Annotated in this window: 19 protein-coding genes and 2 pseudogenes; 8 read left to right on the forward strand and 13 right to left on the reverse strand. The window is 70.9% G+C overall.

All coding sequences use genetic code 11. The features are described 5' to 3' along the window. Nucleotides 1–7 precede the first annotated feature (7 nt). On the reverse strand, nucleotides 8–283 hold the full coding sequence (locus F0344_RS01370) for a hypothetical protein (RefSeq protein ID WP_185297013.1): 276 nt from the start codon (nucleotides 281–283) through the stop codon (nucleotides 8–10). Here F0344_RS01370 and F0344_RS01375 point away from each other — a divergent pair. Further along, entirely contained in the window at nucleotides 282–839 is a 558-nt protein-coding gene (locus F0344_RS01375; protein WP_185297014.1) for a hemerythrin domain-containing protein, read from the forward strand. The two genes, F0344_RS01370 and F0344_RS01375, sit on opposite strands and share 2 nt — an antisense overlap. Before the next feature lie 168 nt (nucleotides 840–1,007). Here F0344_RS01375 and F0344_RS01380 read toward each other — a convergent pair. The 8 genes and pseudogenes from F0344_RS01380 to F0344_RS01420 all read right to left on the reverse strand — a co-directional run. Then, nucleotides 1,008–1,394 (reverse strand): annotated as a pseudogene (locus F0344_RS01380) (thiamine pyrophosphate-binding protein); the annotation flags it as partial. Between the two features lie 243 nt (nucleotides 1,395–1,637). Beyond that, complete coding sequence (locus F0344_RS01385; RefSeq protein WP_258050223.1) at nucleotides 1,638–2,996, reverse strand: IS4 family transposase; 1,359 nt, start codon at nucleotides 2,994–2,996, stop codon at nucleotides 1,638–1,640. A gap of 171 nt (nucleotides 2,997–3,167) precedes the next feature. Further along, complete coding sequence (locus tag F0344_RS01390; RefSeq protein ID WP_185297016.1) at nucleotides 3,168–3,620, reverse strand: STAS domain-containing protein; 453 nt, start codon at nucleotides 3,618–3,620, stop codon at nucleotides 3,168–3,170. 438 nt (nucleotides 3,621–4,058) lie between these two features. Beyond that, nucleotides 4,059–6,110: a catalase gene (locus F0344_RS01395; protein WP_185297017.1), complete on the reverse strand. Its 2,052-nt coding sequence runs from the start codon at nucleotides 6,108–6,110 to the stop codon at nucleotides 4,059–4,061. A gap of 135 nt (nucleotides 6,111–6,245) precedes the next feature. Next, on the reverse strand, nucleotides 6,246–6,431 hold the full coding sequence (locus tag F0344_RS01400) for a hypothetical protein (RefSeq protein WP_185297018.1): 186 nt from the start codon (nucleotides 6,429–6,431) through the stop codon (nucleotides 6,246–6,248). A 497-nt stretch (nucleotides 6,432–6,928) separates the two neighbouring features. After that, entirely contained in the window at nucleotides 6,929–7,960 is a 1,032-nt protein-coding gene (locus F0344_RS35330) for a glycosyltransferase (protein ID WP_258049573.1), read from the reverse strand. Between the two features lie 295 nt (nucleotides 7,961–8,255). After that, entirely contained in the window at nucleotides 8,256–8,864 is a 609-nt protein-coding gene (locus F0344_RS01415) for a D-glycero-alpha-D-manno-heptose-1,7-bisphosphate 7-phosphatase (RefSeq protein ID WP_185297019.1), read from the reverse strand. A gap of 628 nt (nucleotides 8,865–9,492) precedes the next feature. Beyond that, on the reverse strand, nucleotides 9,493–9,711 hold the full coding sequence (locus F0344_RS01420) for a hypothetical protein (RefSeq protein WP_185297020.1): 219 nt from the start codon (nucleotides 9,709–9,711) through the stop codon (nucleotides 9,493–9,495). Nucleotides 9,712–9,729: 18 nt separating this feature from the next. Between F0344_RS01420 and F0344_RS01425 the strand changes: the two are divergent. The 3 genes and pseudogenes from F0344_RS01425 to F0344_RS01435 all read left to right on the forward strand — a co-directional run. Next, nucleotides 9,730–10,068 (forward strand): annotated as a pseudogene (locus F0344_RS01425) (MFS transporter); the annotation flags it as partial. Nucleotides 10,069–10,149: 81 nt separating this feature from the next. Then, nucleotides 10,150–10,716, forward strand: a complete 567-nt coding sequence (locus tag F0344_RS01430) for a type 1 glutamine amidotransferase domain-containing protein (protein WP_185297021.1) — start codon at nucleotides 10,150–10,152, stop codon at nucleotides 10,714–10,716. Nucleotides 10,717–10,998: 282 nt separating this feature from the next. Beyond that, complete coding sequence (locus F0344_RS01435; RefSeq protein ID WP_185297022.1) at nucleotides 10,999–12,255, forward strand: FUSC family protein; 1,257 nt, start codon at nucleotides 10,999–11,001, stop codon at nucleotides 12,253–12,255. Nucleotides 12,256–12,285: 30 nt separating this feature from the next. On the opposite strand, the gene F0344_RS01440 is transcribed toward F0344_RS01435, so the two are convergent. Then, nucleotides 12,286–12,666 (reverse strand): hypothetical protein, encoded by a 381-nt coding sequence (locus F0344_RS01440; RefSeq protein ID WP_185297023.1) that lies wholly within the window; start codon nucleotides 12,664–12,666, stop codon nucleotides 12,286–12,288. Between the two features lie 280 nt (nucleotides 12,667–12,946). Between F0344_RS01440 and F0344_RS01445 the strand changes: the two genes are divergently transcribed. The 3 genes from F0344_RS01445 to F0344_RS01455 all read left to right on the forward strand — a co-directional run bounded on the left by F0344_RS01445 (nucleotide 12,947) and on the right by F0344_RS01455 (nucleotide 16,326). Further along, nucleotides 12,947–13,861, forward strand: coding sequence for an AurF N-oxygenase family protein (locus tag F0344_RS01445; RefSeq protein ID WP_185297024.1), 915 nt, complete (start codon nucleotides 12,947–12,949; stop codon nucleotides 13,859–13,861). Between the two features lie 118 nt (nucleotides 13,862–13,979). Next, nucleotides 13,980–15,638, forward strand: coding sequence for an FAD-dependent oxidoreductase (locus F0344_RS01450; RefSeq protein ID WP_185297025.1), 1,659 nt, complete (start codon nucleotides 13,980–13,982; stop codon nucleotides 15,636–15,638). A 67-nt stretch (nucleotides 15,639–15,705) separates the two neighbouring features. Further along, nucleotides 15,706–16,326 carry an L-threonylcarbamoyladenylate synthase gene (locus F0344_RS01455; protein ID WP_185297026.1) on the forward strand — a complete coding sequence of 207 codons (621 nt, stop codon included), beginning with the start codon at nucleotides 15,706–15,708 and terminating at the stop codon, nucleotides 16,324–16,326. Here F0344_RS01455 and F0344_RS01460 read toward each other — a convergent pair. Continuing rightward, on the reverse strand, nucleotides 16,310–17,908 hold the full coding sequence (locus F0344_RS01460; protein WP_185297027.1) for an alpha/beta hydrolase: 1,599 nt from the start codon (nucleotides 17,906–17,908) through the stop codon (nucleotides 16,310–16,312). The genes F0344_RS01455 and F0344_RS01460 overlap by 17 nt on opposite strands. Before the next feature lie 113 nt (nucleotides 17,909–18,021). Here F0344_RS01460 and F0344_RS01465 point away from each other — a divergent pair, with 113 nt between their 5' ends. Then, nucleotides 18,022–18,957 (forward strand): helix-turn-helix domain-containing protein, encoded by a 936-nt coding sequence (locus F0344_RS01465; protein ID WP_185297028.1) that lies wholly within the window; start codon nucleotides 18,022–18,024, stop codon nucleotides 18,955–18,957. On the opposite strand, the gene F0344_RS01470 is transcribed toward F0344_RS01465, so the two are convergent. Both F0344_RS01470 and mptB read right to left on the reverse strand, forming a co-directional pair. Next, a complete protein-coding gene (locus F0344_RS01470; RefSeq protein WP_185297029.1) occupies nucleotides 18,900–19,208 on the reverse strand; it encodes a UBP-type zinc finger domain-containing protein in 309 nt (102 codons plus the stop codon). The two genes, F0344_RS01465 and F0344_RS01470, sit on opposite strands and share 58 nt — an antisense overlap. A 95-nt stretch (nucleotides 19,209–19,303) precedes the next feature. Next, complete coding sequence (gene mptB, locus F0344_RS01475) at nucleotides 19,304–20,791, reverse strand: polyprenol phosphomannose-dependent alpha 1,6 mannosyltransferase MptB (protein ID WP_185297030.1); 1,488 nt, start codon at nucleotides 20,789–20,791, stop codon at nucleotides 19,304–19,306. Between the last annotated feature and the right edge of the window lie 2 nt (nucleotides 20,792–20,793).

The raw sequence follows: 20,793 nt of genomic DNA on the forward strand, positions 1-20,793 counted from the left end.
GGCCGTGTCATTCACCGTTGCGGCGGCGGGTGTCACTGTGCCGGCACAGTGACACCGCCCGGTGCGTGATGTCCGCGACCCGGGCCGCGAGCTCCGGGTGCTCTTCGTTCAGGTGGCTCTGCGTGTCACCGAGCGGGGCGACCAGCAGCGCGGCGTCGTTCTGGGCCAGCGCGTGGGTGAGCTGCGCGACGGGGCCGCGTGCCGGTGCGGGCAGGTGACGACCTGCTCTTCGGTCGCCCCGGCCCGCCCGCGCCGGCCGCCGAAGACCGAAGGAGGGTGCCATGACGCACGGCACCGGCGTGATCGCGGAAATCCGGGCCGACCACCGTGAGGCCCAAGAACGCATCGCACGCCTCGAAGCGCTGCCCGTGGAGGATCTGCGGTGCCGCGCGCTGGCGGACGAGTTGACAGCGCTGCTGGTGCGGACGGCGGTCGCCGAGGAGACGCATGTCTATCCGGTGGTGCGCGAGCGTCTCGGGAACGGCCGGGAGCTCGCCGACCAGGAGGTGTCCGCCCACACCCGCATCGAGGAGATCCTCAAGGAACTCGAAGACCTGGAGGCCGACGACCCGCGCTTCACCGAAGGGCTGAGCACGCTGAAGTCGGTGGTCTCCGCCCAAGCCCTTGACGAGGAGGTACGTCTGCTCCCGGAGCTGGCCCGCGCCTGTTCGGAGCAGGAACTCAACACGCTTGGGCAGCTGGTACGGCGTACGAAGGAGACGGCACCGACCCGCCCGCATCCCTCACTGCCCACCGCACCACCCGCCATCACGTTCGTGGCGCCCGGAGTCGGATTCGTCGACCGGCTCCGCGACACACTGAGCGGACGCCCGCACTGAACCGGGAGCCGCAGCGGGTCACTGCGCTGCCCGGCCACCGGTCCCTGGCGTCCCGGCGGTGGCCGGGCAGCATCTCCTGCACCTTGGCCTTGATGCCTTGATGCCCTGGCGCAGGACGGCTCCCCGGTCGCTGTCGCCCTTGAGGATCGAAAGGGCCGGGCGTACCAGTTTGCGGAGACTGAGCAGGTCGACCTCTTGCTGGTAGGAGCCGCCCATGGCACTGCGGTTGGTCTGTCCCACGATCGCGACCACCGAGCATGCGCCACCACCGGAACATGGTCGAGTGTCGCGTCGTGCAGACCGTTCAGCAGATGAATGGCGCCGGGACCGGACGTCGCGGCACAGACCCCGGCCTTGCCGGAGCACTTCGCGTGGCCGACGGCCTCGAAGGCCGCCATCTCCTCGTGGGGCGCCTGGACGAAGCGCGGATCGCGTCGTCCGCACGGCCAAAGCGGCCAGAAGCCCGTTGATGCCGTCGCCCGCATAGGCGAAGACATGCTCGACCTCCCATTCGCGCAGGCGTCGCAGGACGTGGTCGGAGATCTTGGTCGCCATGGTGGCCCTCCCTTCGACCGGGCGTGGAGCTCCGGCACGACCGCAGGGCGCGTGGCCCCCGCCAGGTCCTGTCTGGAGTTCCAGCGCGGGAGAAGGAGCGGCGTCCGGTGCCGTCGAATCCAAGGCGGAGGAGGGAGCGATGGCGGAGCCCTCGCGACTGACGACAACGCCGGAGGCGGCGGTGCCGGACGCCGCGACGCCGCGGGGGAACTCCAGACAGGACCTAGCGGCAATGCCGTTCGGTTAGCCGTCCGGTGGGCTTGGCAATGCGTTGATCTCGATGTGGACGGTGGTCCTGTGGGTGCGGTGGTCGATGTTGCGGCCGACGGCGCGGTACTTGGAGCTGATCGCTCGTTTCTTCACGCGGGGCCGGGACCGGTCTCGGCGGGCGGGTAGGAGGCCGTTGAGTATGGCGGTGCCGATCCGGCCGACGAGGTCGATCCTGGTGTGGGGGATGATGCCGGCGGCACGGATGATCTGGTCACGTGCCGTGTTCAGCGCGATGGTGAATGCGGTGCGGTCGGGGTCGATGTTGGGCCGGTGCAGGACGGCGTCGCTCATCGCGGTGCGTAGTGCCTGGTAGGCGACCAGAAGCGCCCAGGTTTCCTGGGTGACGGCTGCCGGGTAGCGGCCGCGCAGGACTCTGCCGCCGAGGATGGTCGATTTCAGCTCGCAGTAGCTGGTCTCGATCTCCCAGCGTTCGCGGTAGAGCCTGACCAGAGCGGTGGCGGGTGCCTCGTCGGGGTCGAGCAGACTGGTGACGAGCCGGTAGGTGCTGTGGGTGGCGGGACGCTTGTCGGCGCCGTCGGTGGGGGCGAGGGTGATGGTGGCGTCGATGACGCGGACGGTGACTTCGCCTATGCGGGACAGGAACGTTCCGTCGGGCAGACGACGCAGGATCGGCAGCTTGAGCGCGGTGCTGTGGGTCTTGGCGCGGATGAGGAAGTCCGCGCCCGTGGACGCGACCGTGCGCACGAAGGCGGTGGCTGAGAAGTTCCGGTCACCCAGAAGCAGCGTCCCGGGCCGTAGTGCTCCGGTCGTGCCCGCGGTGGTGATCAGGTCTCGGGCGTAGGTCAGCTCGCCGGTCGCGTCGGTGCCGAAGACGGCGTCCATGAGGGTTCGGGTCCCGCAGGCCACCAGCGTGACCAGGCGCAGCATCGGGTATCCGGACGGCCCGTTCTGTCCTGCCTTCGCCTTGGGGAACACCGCGAGGTTCGCGGGTGTGTCCGGCAGGGCGAGCTGGGTTCCGTCGATCGCGACGACCAGCCTGCCCGCGAACCGTGTCGTCTGTGTCGCGGTCACCGCTGCGGGGCCTTTGACCAGGTCGAACAGTGCTTTCAATGGTTTGGGGCCGACCCGTCGCATCGCGGCCGTGATCGATGAACCCGCTGGCACGGGCAGCGGCGCGGGCAGTGAGGCGGTCAGCCGGGACCAGATCCCGGTCCAGCCGAGCCCGGTGAACAGTGCGCCTGCGAGCAGGAGGTAGACCACCACCCGCGACGGCAGCCGTCGAACCCGCTGCTGCAGACCACCTGCGGATGCGAGTGCCTCGTCGACGAGATCGAACGGGACAACCTGGGTCAACTCGCCCAAGTGCCCCACGGCAAAGACACCGGGGGCATGCGTAATGACAGAATCAGACACTGCAGCCCTTGTGGAGGAACACGAGTCTTGGCGGACCCGAGAACCACTACAGGGGCTGCACCCGTATCACCAGCCGAAACGCCGAGAGTTTGCGCCGCTGACCGAACCCCTAACCGAACGGCATTGGACCTAGCGGTCGCCGTGCCGGAGGGGCTGTACGCGGGGGCCGGATTCCGCGGCGGCCCTCCGGGCGAGCTGCCGCTCGGACCGGTCCTGGACCATCCGGCGGAAACCGATGAGCGCGGCGCGTTCGCGCGGGTATCCGCCGCCGCCCGGCAGCTCCGCCAGGGCTTCCATCACCTGCTGCGGCTGTGCCTGCCAGCCGACGACGAGGACCCTGAGCTTTCGGCATTCCGCCCGCAGATGCAGGTCGAGGAAGAGCAGCAGGCCGGCCGAGTCCATGAAGGGCACGCCCTGCATGTCGAAGATCACCACGGCGGTGCGCGGCGGCACGCTGTCGAGCGTGCGTGCGAGAGAGGGCTCCGCAGCAGCATCCAGATCCCCTGAGGCACTCACCAGAACCGAACTCCCGGTGTGTTGAAACACTGTTCTGAAAGTGACTGTCACACCTATGTCCTCCATCTGCCGAGGTGCGTCCAATCCGCCGCCGGCCCAGATCAGCCACAGAGAATGCCCTACCCGGGAGGGCTGGGCCGTGAGGCGCGCCGAGCACCGCATCACGGGCGCAGCGCCCACGCGGTCAGGAGAAGACCGGGCGGCCACCCGCAGGTCCGGCACGACGCCCTGGCAGGCGCTGTCGCGGTCCTGGGCGCAGGACCACCGAGGGATGGGCCGTCGCGAGCAGGCGGTGCGCGCTTTCGGCTTCTTCGCGCGGTCCCGCCGCGGTCGCGGGCAGTTCCAGGCTCGGCGGATACAGGCGCCGAGTGCCGCCACCAGTTCCGGACCCGATCCGTCGCAGCTGGGCGGCGAGCCAGGGGCGGCGCGCGGTCATCTGGTGGACACGACGCCTCCCGCTGTCGCCGTACGCTCGTCGCCCTCCGAACGCCCTGCGCCGGCGCGTCAGGCGAGAGGCGGACGGTCCCAGAACCTGTGCTTGCCGACCGCCGCCGCGAAGGCCGTACCGAAGCCGTCGTCGCCGGCCGGTGCGGTGATCACACCGTGGTCGTTGACTCCGGGGCCGGTAACGGCCGCCGGCAGCAACTCCTCCAGGGCGGAGGCCGCTTCCCCGTACGCGCCGATGGGCTTGCCGTGGCGGTAGGAGTTACGGACGAACCTGCGGACGGGGTCGTCGGAGAACTGTGCGCCGTCCGGCAGCAGGACCGCGTCGTAGAGCACGGCGGCCACCGTGGGCAGCGCCCGGTCCACGGGGAGCGTCCCTCCCCCCGCGGTGCGGACCGTGCCGTCCTGGGGCGCCAGCAGTTCGACGATGGCGCCCTCCGCGGTGAGCGCCTCCTTGAGGGCGGTGACCTGGGCGTCGTCGACGCCATCGGTGACCAGCACGGCGATCTGCCGGGTGGCGATCGAGCCGTCACCCTTGTTGTTCTCCAGGCTCAGCGCCGGTGAGGGCTCGGGCGTCGGGGTCTGCGATCCCTCGGGGGCGTGCACACCGACGCCCTCGGCAACGGCCTTGGCGAGGTCCGCCGACACGAGGGTCAGCTGCTCGACGGTCCGGGCGCGGACGTCCTTCGCCGAGACCTTTCCGAGCTCGAAACGGAACGCGTCGATGATGTGCTGCTGTTCCCAGTCCGACATGCTGCGCCAGAACAGCGCGGCCTGGAGGTAGTGGTTGTCGAAGCTGGGACTGCGACGGCGGATCTTCTGTCCGTCGACCTGCTCGGTGAGGTGCCGGTACGCGCCGGCGTCGGTGGAGGCGAGGACCGGGCATCCCGCGCCCAGGGAGTTCGGTGTGTAGTTGGTCCCGGTGTGGATCTGCTCCTGGTGGAAGCCGTCGCGCTGATTGTTGCGCACTCCGGCGACGGGCCGGTTGACGGGGATGTGGGCGAAGTTCGGTCCGCCCAACCTGAGCAACTGCGTGTCCAGGTAGGAGAAGTTCCGTGCCTGAAGCAGCGGGTCGTTGGTGAAGTCGATGCCGGGCACCACGTTGGCGGTGTGGAAGGCCACCTGTTCCGTTTCCGCGAAGAAGTTGTCCGGGTTGCGGTTGAGGACCATGCGTCCGATGGGACGGACCGGAACCTGCTCCTCGGGCACGATCTTCGTGGCGTCGAGCAGGTCGAAGTCGAACGAGTGCTCGTCCTCCTCCGGGATGAGCTGCACGCCCAGTTCCCATTCCGGGTACTGGCCGGCCTCGATGGTGTCCCAGAGGTCACGCCGGTTGAAGTCCGGGTCGCGGCCCTGGATCTCCTGTGCCTCGTCCCAGACGAGCGAGTGGACGCCCAGCTTGGGCTTCCAGTGGAATTTCACGAACGTGCCGTGCCCGGCGGCATTCACGAAGCGGAAGGTGTGTACGCCGAAGCCCTGCATCATGCGGTAGCTGCGCGGGATCGCCCGGTCCGACATCAGCCACATGATCGTGTGCAGGGTCTCCGGCTGAAGGGAGACGAAGTCCCAGAGCGTGTCGTGCGCCGACGCACCGGTGGGGATCTCGTTGTGGGGTTCGGGCTTCACCGCGTGCACGAAGTCCGGGAACTTGATTCCGTCCTGGATGAAGAAGACCGGGAAGTTGTTCCCCACCAGGTCGTAGTTGCCTTCGGGCGTGTAGAACTTCGTGGCGAATCCGCGTACGTCACGGACCGTGTCGGCCGAACCGCGCGGGCCCTGCACCGTCGAGAACCGCACGAAGACCGGGGTACGCAGGGAGGGGTCCTGCAGGAAGGCCGCACGGGTGAAGTCGGCGCAGGATGCGTAGGGCTGGAAGAAGCCGTAGGCGCCCGCCCCCCGGGCATGGACCACCCGCTCGGGAATCCGTTCATGGTCGAACCGGGTGATCTTCTCCCGGAAGTGGAAGTCCTCCAGCAGTGTGGGACCGCGGTCACCGACCGTGAGCGAGTCGTCCGTGTGCTCGACGGCCACACCCTGGTCGGTCGTGAGCGGTCCGTCCGACGGGTCGGGCGCACGTACGCTGTCCCGCTGCTTCTGCTTCTCGTCAGTCATTGAGCTCTCCTGATGGCGGTTCGGATGCCTCGGATGCCTCGGCGCGGGTCCGCCCTCGGGCGCCGGTCTGCCGGGTATCCGGCCCGCGGCACGGCAAACACCAAGTCATCCGGACGGGTGTGCGTTCGTGTGCGTTCAGTGGCCCGAGGTGTCCCGGCCCGGCTTCGCTCTCGCCCGGGCTTCCGCCTGCCGTGCCGCGGCTTCCAGTCGCCGGCCTTCTTCTCTGCGGCGCTCGTCGTCCAGTGCGGCACCGTCCGCCTTGAGCTTGGCGGCTTTCACTCTCCGGGCCATGGCCCGTACGAGGTCCGTGTGCCTTCCCATGTCTCTCCCTCGGCCTGTGCCGTGCCATACAGCGGCACCGGGTGCCTTCCCTCTGCGCGACCGGGGTTCCCCCGATGGGCGGCTTCAATCGGATACGGGTATCTCCCGGTGACGGCGTTTGCGCCGGGCGGCACGGGTACCCCGTACAACACGCCGCCGACGTACGCGGCGGCGGAGGCGCTGATGGTTGGGAAGACAGCCCCAGCGCCGTCCGCTCCGGCCACGGGACCCGGCAACGCGGGTGAACGCCCGCCATGTTTGGGCCCCGGGCACAGGGGGACTTGGGGAGTCGGCCGAGCGGCCGGCCACGATGGACCGGGCCGGGGAGACGGGATTCAGGGGTCCTCCCCGGCCCGGCGGCCGGCTTCACGCCGTACCCGGCCGCCACGGTGGACGGCTGCCACGACGGACGGACATGACGGCCCCGACGGCCGTGACCGGCGGCCGCGACGCACCCGGGCAGGAAACGTCAACCGACGTACTGGAAGCGATGAGCTTCATCGTGCCACCTCCGAAGGCTCGGGAACGGGGCTGAGCTGGGCGTAGACGCGTGCGACCCCGTCGGCCACCTCGTCCCAGGTGTACCGGGCCAGCGCGTGGGTCCGGCCCGCGGCTCCGTAACGGGCTCGCCTGGCCGGGTCGTCGAGCAGGGACCTGATCGTGGCCGCGAGGTCGTGGCCTGGGATCTCGACGGGCGGCACCAGGGCGCCGGTCACACCGTCGACCACCGTGTCCAGCTGGCCGCCGACGGCCGTGGCCAGGACGGGCGTGCCGCAGGCCGTCGCCTCGATGGGGACGATGCCGAACGGCTCGTAGCGCGGCAGGGAGAGCAGCAGGTCGGCGCTGGACATCAACCGCGGCATCACGTCCTGCGGTACGCAGCCGAGCAGGCGTACCCGCTCCGCCACCCCGTGCTCGAACGCGATCTTGCGGAGCCGTTCGGCCTCCGGGTCGGCGAACAGGAGGGGTGCTTCGGGGCCGCCCGCGATCAGCAGCTCGGTGTTCGGCACGGCCGCCAGGGTCTTGATCGCGCGGTCGAACCCCTTGCGGGGGACGAGCCTGCCGACGGACAGGAGCCGGAAGGGAACTCCGGACCGCCGGTCGCCGACGGGTGAGGGTGAGAAGTGGGTGGTGTCGACCCCGCAGAGGTCCACCGCGCCGGGTGCGGATAGCCCCGGCAGCGCGCCATGGCGGGGGTGAAGGGCGCTCTGCGGGAGGTCTGCCGTTCGGCAGAGATCCCTCGCCGGCCCCAGGTGGCGGGCGAGCCCTTCCGTTCCCACGCCGAAGACGTCGAGCGGTGCCGCGGCCGCGAAGCCGGGCAGCAGGTCGGTGCCGGTCGTACGGCCGCGCCGCACGGGCTCGTTGACGACGACCGCCGCCCGGGGCTCGGTGCCCGTCCAGAGGTGGCCCGGGTCGATGATCCCGTGCTCGATCACGCTGGTCGGTGCACGGCCGTTGTTCCACATCAGCCGGTTGAAGTGGGTGACGTGGACGAGCGGGATGTCCGCCCGGCCGGCGAGCGGGTGCACGGTGGACGGCGCTCTCGTGCGGGCTGTTGTGCTCGACGGACACCGCGGGGACTTCCGTGCCGGGCCGTCGCCCGGTCCAGGCGTGCGTGAGCTCGACCTCTCGTGGACGGGTGGCGGGCGGGTGCCCTGCCACGGCGCCTGCCGGACGATGACGTCGTCCACCCCGGGGAGCATCCGCGCGGCGGGCTCGCCGAGCGGGCCGCGGAGCAGGGCGCGGCGTGTCCGGCCGCGGCGCGCACGGCGGGTCCGGCGAGCAGGACGTCGCGGAAGCTGTCGAGTCGTACGACGAGGACGTTCATGCCGACCGCCCCTCCCGCCGGGGCACGTCCGGGGCGCGCCCAGGCCGGGCCAGGAGGCGCAGGACGGCGCTGAGGACGTCGGGGGCCGGTTCGGCCTCGGCCGCGGTCTCCTCGGGCAGCGTCGCCGCGTTGGGGACCAGGATGCCTTCGGCGCCGGCCGCCCTGGCCGCGAGTACGTCGGCCGCGATGTCGCCGATCATCACGCAGTCCGCCGGGCGCACGCCGAGGCGCCGGGCCGCGTCGGTGACGAGTCCCGGGCGCGGTTTGCGGCACGGGCATCCGGTGTCGGGGTGGTGGGGGCAGTAGACCCAGACGTCGAACGGCCCGATCAGCTCGTCGACCCGGGTGTTGACCCGGCACACGTCGTCGTGGGTGAGCAGGCCGCGGCCGATGCCGGACTGGTTGCTGACGACGGCTGTCGACATACCGGCCTCCCGTACGAGCCGTACGGCCTCGACGGCGCCCGGGACCGGGTGGACCCGCTCGGGGTCCCCGTTGCAGGGCACGTCGTGGACGAGGGTGCCGTCGCGGTCGAAGAGGACCGCGACCGGCCGGGACCGTATCGGGCTGTCGGGCGTCGACGGGCTGCGCCGGTGCGCTGTCATGGGGTGCCTCCCCAGGGAATGGCGCGGCGGTGCCGGACATGACCGGCGGCCCAGAGGCGTACGGCGAGGGACGGGATGACCGCGCTCGTCAGGATCATGGTGGTGACCTCCTGGACGGTCCGCCGGGCGCAGGGTGTTGGTGCGCAGGGCCGGCGTATTCGGCCGGCGGTTACGGAATCGGACTGCCCCAGCGGAATGCTGCGTCCTGTCCATGCCGCCGCTTTCCTGACGGCACCGAGCGGATTTCCCTGCCGCTCGGTTCTCACACATCGATCCTGCCGGACGACGACTCCACCGCATCTCCGCGGCTACCGTTGGAATGAATCGAGGAAGGGTGGACGACTATGGCCCAGAGCCTCCTCACAGCACTCGACGCACGGCATCGTCCCCGTAGCGCGACCGGCCGGGTTCTGGTTACCGGCGGGTTCACTTCGTCGACGGAGAGGTGACTGCCGGTGACGTGCTCGCCGAGCGAGCGGTGTCCGACGCCCTCGGCCATCTGTGGTGGCACTGGCGCCTGTCCACGGCGGGAAGGGCCGCCGCCCGGCGCCGTCGGACGCCGATGGCGCGCGGGGCGGCGTCATCCACATGCCCACATGCCCACATGCCCACCTGTCCGCCACCCCGCCTACCCGGCGTCCCCCGCCGGCTCCGTGCCGCCGCCGGTGAGCCCTTCCGCGACGATCGCCATATGCCCCACGATCATCTCCACGTACTTGGTCTCGGCCATGGAGAAGGGAGACCGCTCCCCCGTTCGCAGCAGGGTCAGCGCGCCCCGTGCCGGTGTCTCGCCGGGCGTGGCGGCGAGCGGCACGGTAAGGAGTGAACTGACGTCGGCGCGGCCCATCAGCGGGGCCCCGTCGGACTCACGGTCCTGATCCCGCTCGTCATTCCCATGGCTGTGGTGGAGTCCCTCTGAGACACCGCCGGGGCCACCGTGCTCCAGACCGACCCGGCACCGGAGGTGCGGGGCCGCGTCCTTGGCGTGTGGCGGAGCCTGGGTACGGCATGGCGCCTCGCCGGTCCCCTGCTGCTGGGCCTCCTGCTGGAGTTCGCCGGGGCGCGTGCGGCCCTGGTCGCGGGCGGACTCGTGATCGCGGGAGCTGTCCTCTGCGGCGGACTGCGGCACCGCGCGGTGCCGCTGCGGGCCCCGGTCCCGGTCCCCGTACGGGCCCCGGTCGCAGCGTTCGCCAAGGCCTCCTGACACGCATGACCACGGGATTCGGGGGAACCCAGGGAGCTGCGATCGCCGTCGGCACACATCGCCCGGGGAAGGTGACCGTTGATGACTGAGAACGACGTGAGCAAGCGGAACGTACTGGCCATCGTCACCAATTACGGTGTCGAGCAGGACGAACTCATGGTCCCCGTGGAGCACCTGCGCGGCTGGGGCGCCCAGGTCGACATCGCCGCCACGTCGACGGACGGCATAGAGACGCTCGTCGGCGACAAGAACCCGGGAAAGACGGTCCGCCCCGATCTGACGCTGGCGGACGCCGACCCGGCACGCTACGACCTGCTGCTCGTGCCAGGCGGCACCCTGAACGCCGACACGCTCCGGCTGCAGGGTCCCACCACCGATATCGTCCGGGCCTTCACCGAGTCCGGCCGCCCCGTCGCGGCGATCTGCCACGGGCCCTGGGCCCTCGTCGAAGCGGGCGTGCTCGAAGGGAAGCGGCTCACCTCCTACGCCTCGCTCAGGACCGACATCGGCAACGCGGGAGGCGACTGGACCGACGAACCGGTCGTCGTCGACGACAGCAACGGCTGGAAGCTCATCACCTCACGCAAGCCCGGCGACCTGGAGCCCTTCGTACGGGAGATCGACGAGGCGCTCGCCGTCCAGCAGTAGCCGGGCACGTTCACACGGGACCGAGCGGGTCGCCGAGACGGCGGAACAGGAAGAGCGGACCACGGACCGGTGGCCGGCACCGGCCGGGGCCCCGGATAGCCCAACCGGGGCCCGGACCAGTACGGACGGCATGTCGCGGGCCCGCCCGGCAGAGCTCCACCTACTGTCTCCCGGACGGGCCCAGGACCGCGGGCGGCGTAACGGAGACTCTCTGCCGCGCGGGCCCCTTCGACGGCCGCCGACCCGAGGCAGCCGTGCCGCAGGCCCCGGAGGATCCGCAGAGTGCCCGAAGTCACCGACCCCTTGCTGAACCTCGTCCGGCGGCACAAGGAACCGGTGGTCGTGCAGACGGTCCGGTCGACCGTTGCCGCCGTGATCTCCTACGTCGTCGCCCTGATGCTGAGCAGTGAGGCGGCGCCGCTCACCGCGCCGCTGACGGCGCTGCTCGTCGTCCAGGTCACCCTCTACTCCACGCTCACCACGAGCATGCGCAGGGTGAACGCGGTGGTGGCCGGTGTGGTCATCGCCATCGGCTTCAGTTCACTGGTGGGGCTGAGCTGGTGGAGTCTGGGCCTGATCATCCTCGCGTCGCTGACGCTCGGCCGCTTCGTGCGGGCCGGTGAGTTCGTCCCCGAAGTGGCGATCAGCGCGATGCTGGTGCTGGGCGTGACACGCGTGACCGAGACGGCCTGGGACCGGGTGCTCGAAACGCTCATCGGCGCGGTGGTCGGCTTGCTGTTCAACGTGCTGTTCGCACCGCCTGTCTGGGTGCAGCCGGCCAGCGAGGCCATCGAGCATCTCGCGGGCCGCATGCGGCGGTTGCTGCTCTGCCTCAGTGACGAGGTGGTCGGCCACACCAGCGTGGCGGTGGCCGCCGACCGCCTGCACGAGGCACGCCGGCTGGATCACGACATCGTGCAGGTGGACGCGTCGCTGCGGCAGGCGGAGGACAGCCTCCGGCTCAACCCGCGCGTCAAGGAGGGCATGCTCTTCCGGGTCGTCCTGCGGACCGGCCTCGATACCCTGGAGATCTGCGCGGTCGTCCTGCGCACCGTGTGCCGCACCCTCACCGATCTCGCCAAGGCGCGGACCGGCGAACCGCTCTTCCAGCCCGAGACCTCCGCCGCCCTCCATGAACTCCTCTCCCATATGGCCCTCGCCGTCGAGAGCTTCGCCGAACTCATCACCACTCAGGTCAGTGTCAGCGCCGACGCGGCGGAGGTCCGGCTGCTCAATGAGCTCGCCGCCAGCCGCGAGAGCCGGGAGACCGCCGCCTTCCTGCTGCTCGGCGGCGTACAGCAGCATCCGCGCCAGTGGCAGTTGCACGGGGCGCTGCTGGCCGAGGTCGACCGGATTCTGGACGAGCTGGACGTGGAGAAGCGGTCGGCCCGGCTCGTGGAGGAGCTGGACCGTCAGTCCCGCGAACAGCGGGAGAGGTATCCGCTGGTGGACAAGCTCCGGGGCCGGTTGCGTGTCGGCCGCACACGTCCGGGCGCCGACGGGGCGGCCGACCTGACCGACGAGCGCGACCAGGACTGACGCCGCGCCCGCCGTCCACCGGCGGGAGCGTCAGGGACCGCAGAGGTCGGCGACGAGTCCGGGATCACGCATACCGGGCAGCGCATAGCCCTCGGCCTCGTCCCAGGGGACGTCGAGGTCGTCCGAATGGACCCGCCACTCCGCGCCCTCGACGGCGCGGCGCAGTCCGGTCACCGAATCGAGCACGCAGACGATCACCGGCAGGAGCCGCCCCGGGTCGCGCGGCAGTTTCGTGGAGCCCGCGAGGATCTGGTCCGCGTCGGCTTCGTCCGGCGCGTAGAGGTACAGGGACTCCTCGTCCCCGTAGGGGAACGCTGCCGTGTGGGCGGCGACGATGCGGTCGACGGAGGCGGCCTCCGACTCGGTCAGCGGCTGCTCGCGGCGGGCACTGCAGTAGAGGGAAACACTCATGACGTGAGCGTACGGCGGGGGTCCGACAATGCCGCCCGCCCCTCGGGGCCGCCGGTGGCGTGAAGGCGCGGCGGCAGCCTCGTGGAGAGATCTCACGCATTTTGTTACCGGGGGTAGGCCCGCACACCGCTCTTGTTGTACCTTCCGCCTAACAGCTTGCTAGACGCGGTGTCTAACAAGCGTCGTTGGCGCGCGGCGGCCATCGCTCCCCCGAGCGGGCACACGGGGGACGAAACGGCGGCCGGCATCGGGTGGACCTCTCGATTCAAGGAGCCGCAGCATGTCAAGCAGCACACTTCGGCCGGAGGAACAGGACCGGCTCCAGGAGCAGGACGTCGCACGGAGGCTGCTCGACTCGTCCGCGAGACTGTCGTACGACCCGGCCACCGAGGTGGACTGGGACACTCCGCTGGACAAGGACTTCCACGGGGCGAGTCCCGAGTGGAGCACGCTGTACGGAACGGCCTACTGGCAGGAGCTGAGCGAGGCCCAGCGCAAGGAGCTGACCCGTCAGGAGGCGGCGTCGGTGGCCAGCACGGGCATCTGGTTCGAGATGATCCTGCAGCAGATGGTGCTCCGCGACATCTACACCAAGGACCCGACCGACGCGGACTTCCAGTGGGCGCTGACCGAGATCGCCGACGAGTGCAGGCACTCCATCATGTTCGCCAGGGGGGCCGCCAAGCTGGGAGCCCCCGCCTACAAGCCCCGCCGGGCGGTCATCGAACTGGGCAGGGCCTTCAAGACACTTGCCTTCGGTGAGGCCGCGTACGCCGCGATCCTCGTCGCCGAGGAAGTCCTCGACGTCATGCAGCGTGACTGGATGCGTGACGAGAGGGTCGTGCCGTTCGTCCGGACGATCAACAACATCCATGTCGTGGAGGAATCCAGGCACATGAAGTTCGCCCGCGACGAGACCCGCAAGCGGCTCCGCCGCGCGGGCCCGGTGCGCAGGCAGCTCAACGCCCTCGTGATCGCGATCGCCTCGTACTTCATCGTCACCAGCATGGTGAACCGGGGTGTCTACGCGAACGCCGGGCTCGACACCGAGCGTGCCCTGACCGAGGCGGCGGCGAACGAGCACCACCGGTCCCTGATGCGTTCCAGCTGCGCCGGCCTCATGGAGTTCCTGTCCTCGGCCCGTCTCCTCACCGGACCCGCGCTGTTCTTCTACAAGCGCGCCAACCTCATCTGACCCGAGATCCGAACCCCGAGATCCGAACCCCGAGATCCGGACCCGGCGATCCGAACCCGGAGACCGGGCCCCGAGATCTCATCCGAGCCGATCGCCCGACCGGAGCAGAGCCGACGCCATGACCTACGCCATCACCCAGACCTGCTGCAGCGATGCCACCTGCATCTCCGTGTGCCCGGTCAACTGCATCCATCCCACCCCTCAGGAGCGGGAGTTCGGCAGCACGGAGATGCTGTACATCGACCCGAAGACCTGCATCGACTGCGGTGCCTGCGCCGACGCCTGCCCGGTCGACGCGATCTTCCCGGTGGACAGCCTCCACGTGGCGCAGCAGGAGTACGCCGCCATCAACGCGGACTACTTCACGGACGACGAGCCGGGACCGCCGGACGTGGGACCGAACTTCCACGCCTGGGGCGAGCCGAGTTTCGAACGCGGTGTGCCCTGCGACTTCGCGCCGATCCGGGTGGCGATCGTCGGCACCGGCCCGGCCGGTATGTACGCCGCCGAGGACCTGCTGCTGCACACCAACGCCGAAGTGACCCTGGTCGACCGGCTTCCGGTGGCCGGGGGCCTCATCCGGTACGGGGTCGCGCCGGACCATCCCGCGACGAAGAAGGTCGGCGACACCTTCGCACGCTTCCACGCCCACCCCCGGGCGCGGATGGTCCTCGGTGTGGAAGTGGGCAAGGACATCACCGCGCAGGAACTCGCCGCGCATCACGACGCCGTCATCTACGCGGTGGGCGCCTCCGCTGACCGCCGGCTCGGCGTCGGCGGCGAGGATCTGCGGGGCAGCATCGCGGCCACCACGTTCGTGGCCTGGTACAACGCCCACCCCGAGGTCGCGGCGGACGCCGTCGACCTCTCGGGCGAGCGGGTGGTCGTGGTCGGCAACGGCAACGTCGCGGTCGACGTGGCCCGCATCCTCGCCACGGATCCCGAGACGCTGGCCGGCTCCGACATCGCCGACCACGCACTCGCCGCCCTGCGTGCCTCGAAGGTGCGCGAGGTGGTCCTGCTCGGCCGCCGTGGGCCCGAGGACGCCGCCTACACCTCGTCCGAACTGCTCGCCCTCAAGCATCTCCCGGGTGTGGAACTCGTCGTCGACGACCACGATCCGCGTACCGGCGCGACGATCGACAGCGCCTCGCCCACGGTGAAGGCCCATAGGAAAGCCTCGCTGCTGCGGGACGTGACGCGGCGGACGGTCGACTGGTCGCGCACTCCGGACGCGGGTCGCCGTATCGTCCTGCGCTTCCACTCCTCGACCGTGGAGGTACTCGGCACGGACTCCGTCCGGGCCGCGCGGGTGACGGGAGTCGCAAGCGACCTGGAGATATCCGCGGGCATGCTGCTGCGGGCCGTCGGGTATCGCGGGGTGCCCGTGCCGGGCCTGCCGTTCGACGAGACGACGGCGACCGTCCCGCACGAGGGCGGCCGGGTGACCGGGCAGCCGGGCACGTACGTCGTCGGCTGGATCAAGCGCGGGCCTTCGGGCGGCATCGGCGCCAACCGCACCTGCGCCGCGGAGACCGTCGGCACGCTCCTCGCCGACGCCTTCGGCGGCGCCCTGCCGGCACCGGTCCGGACAGGGACGGCGTTCCGCCGCCTCGTCCGCAACCGCACCCGCCGGCTGATCGACGCCCGCGGCCTCGCGGCGATCGACAAGGCCGAGCTGGCACGCGGCAGGGACCAGGGGCGGACGCGCGCCAAGTTCGCCACCGTGCCCGAGCTGGTGGCGGCGGCGAAGGGCGGGCGCTGGACGAGATGCTGAGGCGCTGCGCCTGCGCGGCGGAGCCAGGTCACCGGGCCGTGAGGCGCCGATCACCTAGACTCGCCGGATGGCGAAGTACTTCGACGTGCACCCCGAGAATCCTCAGCGGCGCACCATCAGCAGCGTGGCCGACAGTATCCGTTCCGGCGCACTCGTCGCGTATCCGACGGATTCCTGTTACGCGCTGGGGTGTCAGCTGGGCAGCCGTGACGGGATCGGCCGCATCCGGTCGATCCGTGACCTCGACGACCGGCATCACTTCACCCTCGTCTGCGAGAACTTCGCCCAGCTGGGCCGGTTCGTGCAGGTGGACAACGATGTGTTCCGGGCCATCAAGGCCGCCACACCCGGCAGTTACACCTTCATCCTCCCGGCGACGAAGGAGGTGCCGCGCCAGCTGATGCATCCGAAGAAGAAGACGGTCGGCGTACGCATCCCGGACCACGCCGTCGTGCAGGCGCTCCTCGCGGAACTCGGTGAGCCGATCCTGTCCAGCACCCTGCTCCTGCCGGACGAGGACGAGCCGCTGACCCAGGGCTGGGAGATCAAGGAGCGGCTCGACCACGTGGTGGACGTCGTCGTCGACTCGGGCGACTGCGGCACCGAGCCGACCACGGTCATCGACTTCTCCGGCGGCGAACCGGAGATCATCCGCAGGGGGGCGGGCGACCCTACGCGGTTCGAGTAGCCGCGGAAGAGCCCTGGGCGCGCAGGTGGCCCAGCACCGTGCGTACCGCGTACCGCACCGCCTCGCGCGCCTCATCGGTGTGGTCGACCGCTTCGAACGAGTGGTGCCCGGACGGCACGTCGACCACTTCGATGTTCGCTTCGCACTCGCCTGCGGCGGTCAGGAACTCCTGGACCGTCGCCATGATCTCCGGCTGTTCGAGGCCGACCCGGGTCAGCACGATCGGCAACCGCCCCGCGCCGCGCACCGCCGCCGCGGGCCGGAAGCGGGGATCGACGAGCATCCAGTTGGGCAGGGGCGCGAGCACGGGGTAGGTCGCCGCCACACACCGCAGCCACGGCGGGGGCTCCGCGAGCCAGTCAGCGGACAGCAGGCCGCCCCCGGAGAAGTACCAGAGGGCCACCCGGCTCCCGTCGACGCGCGGATCGGCGCGTACGAGCGTGACCGCGTCGGCGATGTCCTGGGCCGCACGTCCGTAGTCGGTGAAGTCGTGGAGCCCGTGGTCGAGCGTCACTCCCACGGCACCGAGGTTCGCCACGTACTGCCCGTAGCCGACGAGTACCGGCCAGTCCCGGGGCGTGGGCCGCGCGCCGGCGGGCAGCGGGCCACCGTGCACGAACACCACGGCGGGCAGCGGCCCTCCACCGTCCCCAACACCGTCGGACAGGCTCTCCGGCAGATGAAGGTCGAGCCGGCCGATCCGCTCGCGAGGCCGTTCCGGTACGTCCATGAGGAACGGCCTCAGATGGACGGGCTGCTCCTTCGCTGCCGGGCCGATCCGTTGTCCTTCGCCTGCGGCGGCCCGCACCAGCACCTCGGCCAGCTCTCCGGGAACGGACAGCATCGGCCAGTGTCCGGTGGCGAGTTCGAAGAACGACACCCGGGGGTCCGTCAGCGACTGGAAGCGCGGGTCCCCGAAACCCACCACGGACTCGACCAGTTGGATGCTCGACCCGTTCGCGGTGCACAGGACTCCGGTCAGCGGCAGCTCACCGACAACCTCGGCCAACGGGAGCGGCTGGGTGAGCGTGCCCGCCGGCTGCGGTGCGGCGCGGCGGGACAGCCTCTCCAGCCCCTCCGTGCCGACGCCTTCGACGCTCCCCCACCGCTGCCAGGCGTCGAGCGACGGCGGGGCGATCAGTCCGTCCTTCCCGTCCGGCCCGTCCCCCACGGCCGTTCCGTCGTCCCCATCCGGCCCGGACGGGTTCAGCAACCGGTCCCTGAGCGCCTGATCGGGTACGAGGGCCAGGGCGGGGTCGCCGTCCTGGGGCAGGCCCCCGTCCACGTTGACGATCCGGGTGATGCGCTCAGGGCGCCGGCCTGCGGCGCCGAGCACGGGGTACAGCCCGTAGGCGTGGCCGACGAGCACCACCTCCGCCGCGTCGATCCGGTCGATCAGCCGCACCACATCCTGGATGTGTGTCTCCAGATCCGTGCCGGGCGCCGCCGGAGGGCCGCCATCCCCCATCCCGGTGAGCGTCACCGGGTGCGCCTGGGCCCCCGAAGCCCGTAGCCCCGCGGCCACCTCCTGCCAGATCCAGCCGCCGGTGAAGGTGCCGGGCACCAGGATGAACGCCGTCATGTACATCTCCTCGCACACTGTGGTCCGTGGGGGCCTGCCGGGTGGGCCGCCCGCCCTCGCCGGTACCGTAGTAACTCCCCCTGAGGGAGGTTCAAGCGTTGTCCCCTGACGGCATGTGGAGCATCGGAGAACTCGCCGAGCAGGCGGGCGTATCCGTCAAGACCGTCCGCTTCTACTCGGACCGGGGGCTGCTGCCGGAGGCCGCCCGCAGTACCGGCGGACACCGCAGATACGGCCCGGGTGCGGTCGACCGGCTCCGCCTCATCCGCTCGCTGCGGACCCTCGACCTGCCGGTTCCCGAGGTGAGCCGGGTCCTCGACGAGGAGGACGCGATGGAGGACGTCATCGCGGCTCAGCTGAGGGACCTCGGCTGCCGGCTGGCCGCCCTGCGCTGGCGGGAGGCCGCTCTCCAGCTGCTTCAGGACTGCACCCCGCGCGAACGGGCCGAACGACTGCGGCTGATCGCTGCCGTTCCGCTCCCGCCGGACACCACGGTGCTGGCGCGGTTCTGGCGACGCTGGCTGCCCCCGCGTATGCCCGCGCCGCTGGTTGCCGCCGTCGTCGAACAGGCGGTCCCGCAGCCACCGGACGCTCCGAACCCGGCGCAGGTGCTGTCCTTCGCCCGGCTGTACGCCTTCGTGTCCGGCGTGCACGTCGCTGCCGCGCACTGTCAGCCGGAAGCGCACCGGAGCGACAAGGGCTACCGTCCGGCCGTGCTCTACGAAGGTCTCGGTGAGGCGTACGCCCTGGCCTCACCCGAGCTGCGGGCCCGGCGGCCCGGACGCGAGGGCGAGGCGCTCGACTGCTTCGTCTCCGCCTATGCCCGCTCACACGGCACGCGCGACACACCCGGCTTCCGGCGCGGTCTCGCCGCGGTGCTCTCAAGGGACCCCCGTATCGACCGCTACTGGCAGCTCGTCGCCGAGCTGACCGGCCCCTCGCAGCCGACGGCGGGCGCCGCCCACGACTGGCTGCTCGACGCCCTGGACGCTCAGACCGGCCGGACCGGGAGCGCACCCTCGACATCGAAGGACACCTGGTCCACGTAGCACCACCACCAGCTCTCGCCCTTCTCGAAGGAGCGGATGAGCGGATGACCGCTGGCGGCGAAGTGGGCGGTGGCGTGCTTGTTCTCCGAGGAGTCGCAGCATCCGACGTGGCCACAGCTCTGGCACTCACGCAGGTGCACCCAGGTGTCGCCCTGCGCCACGCACTCCGGGCACGCGTCCGGGCTGTCGGGGGTCACGGGCTGTACGTCGTCGAGGTGCCGACAGATCCGGAACGTCTCGTCGTCCTTCATCGTCCGTCCTCCTTCACGTCGCTCGCGCGGCGGACCGCTGCCGGGCACGGCAGCGGACCGGCACATCGACAACCCTTCCACCCGGCCGCCGCATGTCAAACGGAACCGGAGTCCACCCGCCGGTTACTGGCCTCTCCGACGGAAGAGGGCTCGGGGCTGCGCGGAGCCGGGACCTGGACGGCGTCCGGCGGGGTCCGCTCGCGGCGGACGAGCACCGTGCCGATCACGCAGGCGACCGCGGCGAGGACGAAGCCGTAGGGCGGCGTGCTCCCCGTGGGGTGCGTCTCGTACACGAGACCGGCCGACAGCACGGCCACCACGGTGCCCGCGCGACCGTGCGCGGCGGTGGCGGCGAGGACCGCGACCGCCCACAGCAGGTACCAGGGCTGCACCATCGGCGAGAGCGCGACCAGGGCGAGCAGGGCGAGGCCGAGGGCGTGCACCGGCTCCGTCCGGCCGCGCAGGGCGCGCCGTGCGAGGAGGAGGATCAGGGCGACCGCCGCGGCGAGCCCCAGTGTCTGGACGACGGACTTCGCCGCTGCCGGGTCGGTGCCGATGACGAGGTGGAGCAGGTGGCCCAGACCGAGCCCGACGTCGCTGGTCGCCGAGAGCGCGGTGTGGATGGTCCCCGCGACGTTCTGGGTTCCGAGCCAGCCGAAGCCGGTGCCGGCGAGAAGGGTCGCCGCCACGGCGACCGCCGCCGCCACCAGGCCCGGCCCCAGCGTGCCTTTCGCCAGCCGCCGTGCGTACGGGCCTGTGGCCGACCTGATCATGATCACGCCGATGAAGAGCAGCGCGACGGCGGCCGGGGACTTGATCATCATGGCGAGCCCGACGAGCACACTGCCCGTGATCCAGCGGCCCCGTAGGGCGAGGGTCACGCCGGCCAGCATGAGGCCGATCATCAGCCCGTCGTTGTGCATCCCGCCGATGACGTGCATGAGCAGCAGCGGATTGAGTGCGCCGAGCCAGAGAGCGGCGCTCTCGCTTCCGCCGTGCTCGCGCGCGAGGTGCCGCAGCGCCCACACGATCAGCACGAGCGCACCCACGGCGATGAGGCGCATGCCGAGTACCGCGGGCACGATCGTCCCGCCCGTCAGCCAGGTGACGCCACTGGCAAGGACGAGGAAGAACGGTCCGTACGGGGCCGGGGTGTCCGTCCAGTGCCCGCCGACACTCGCGGCGGCGTCGCCGCCGAGCCCGCCGGGGTCGAGGACCGAGGGCCCCTCGACATAGACGTCGTGGCCCTCGATGACCATGGCACCCTGGGCGATGTAGCTGTAGACATCGGCGCTGTACAGCGGCGGTGCCAGCAGCATCGGGGCGGTCCACCAGGCGAGGGTGACCAGCGAATCGCTCACCGTGGCCCCCGCGCGCCCGTACTGCCACCAGGCGACGACGAGAAGGGTCAGTCCGGCGTAGGCCAGGACAGCGGCCGACGTGGTCAGCCCGGACCCGTGCGGCACCCACAGTCCCCAGGGGTCGTGGGCCGGCAGCTTTCCGGCGGCCCAGCCGCCCAGGACGGCCGCGGCGGAGCCGGCTGTGCCGAGCCGGCGGTATGCGACAGCGCTCAATGCCCACATGA

It is taken from the genome of Streptomyces finlayi (assembly GCF_014216315.1).
Lineage (GTDB): Bacteria > Actinomycetota > Actinomycetes > Streptomycetales > Streptomycetaceae > Streptomyces > Streptomyces finlayi_A.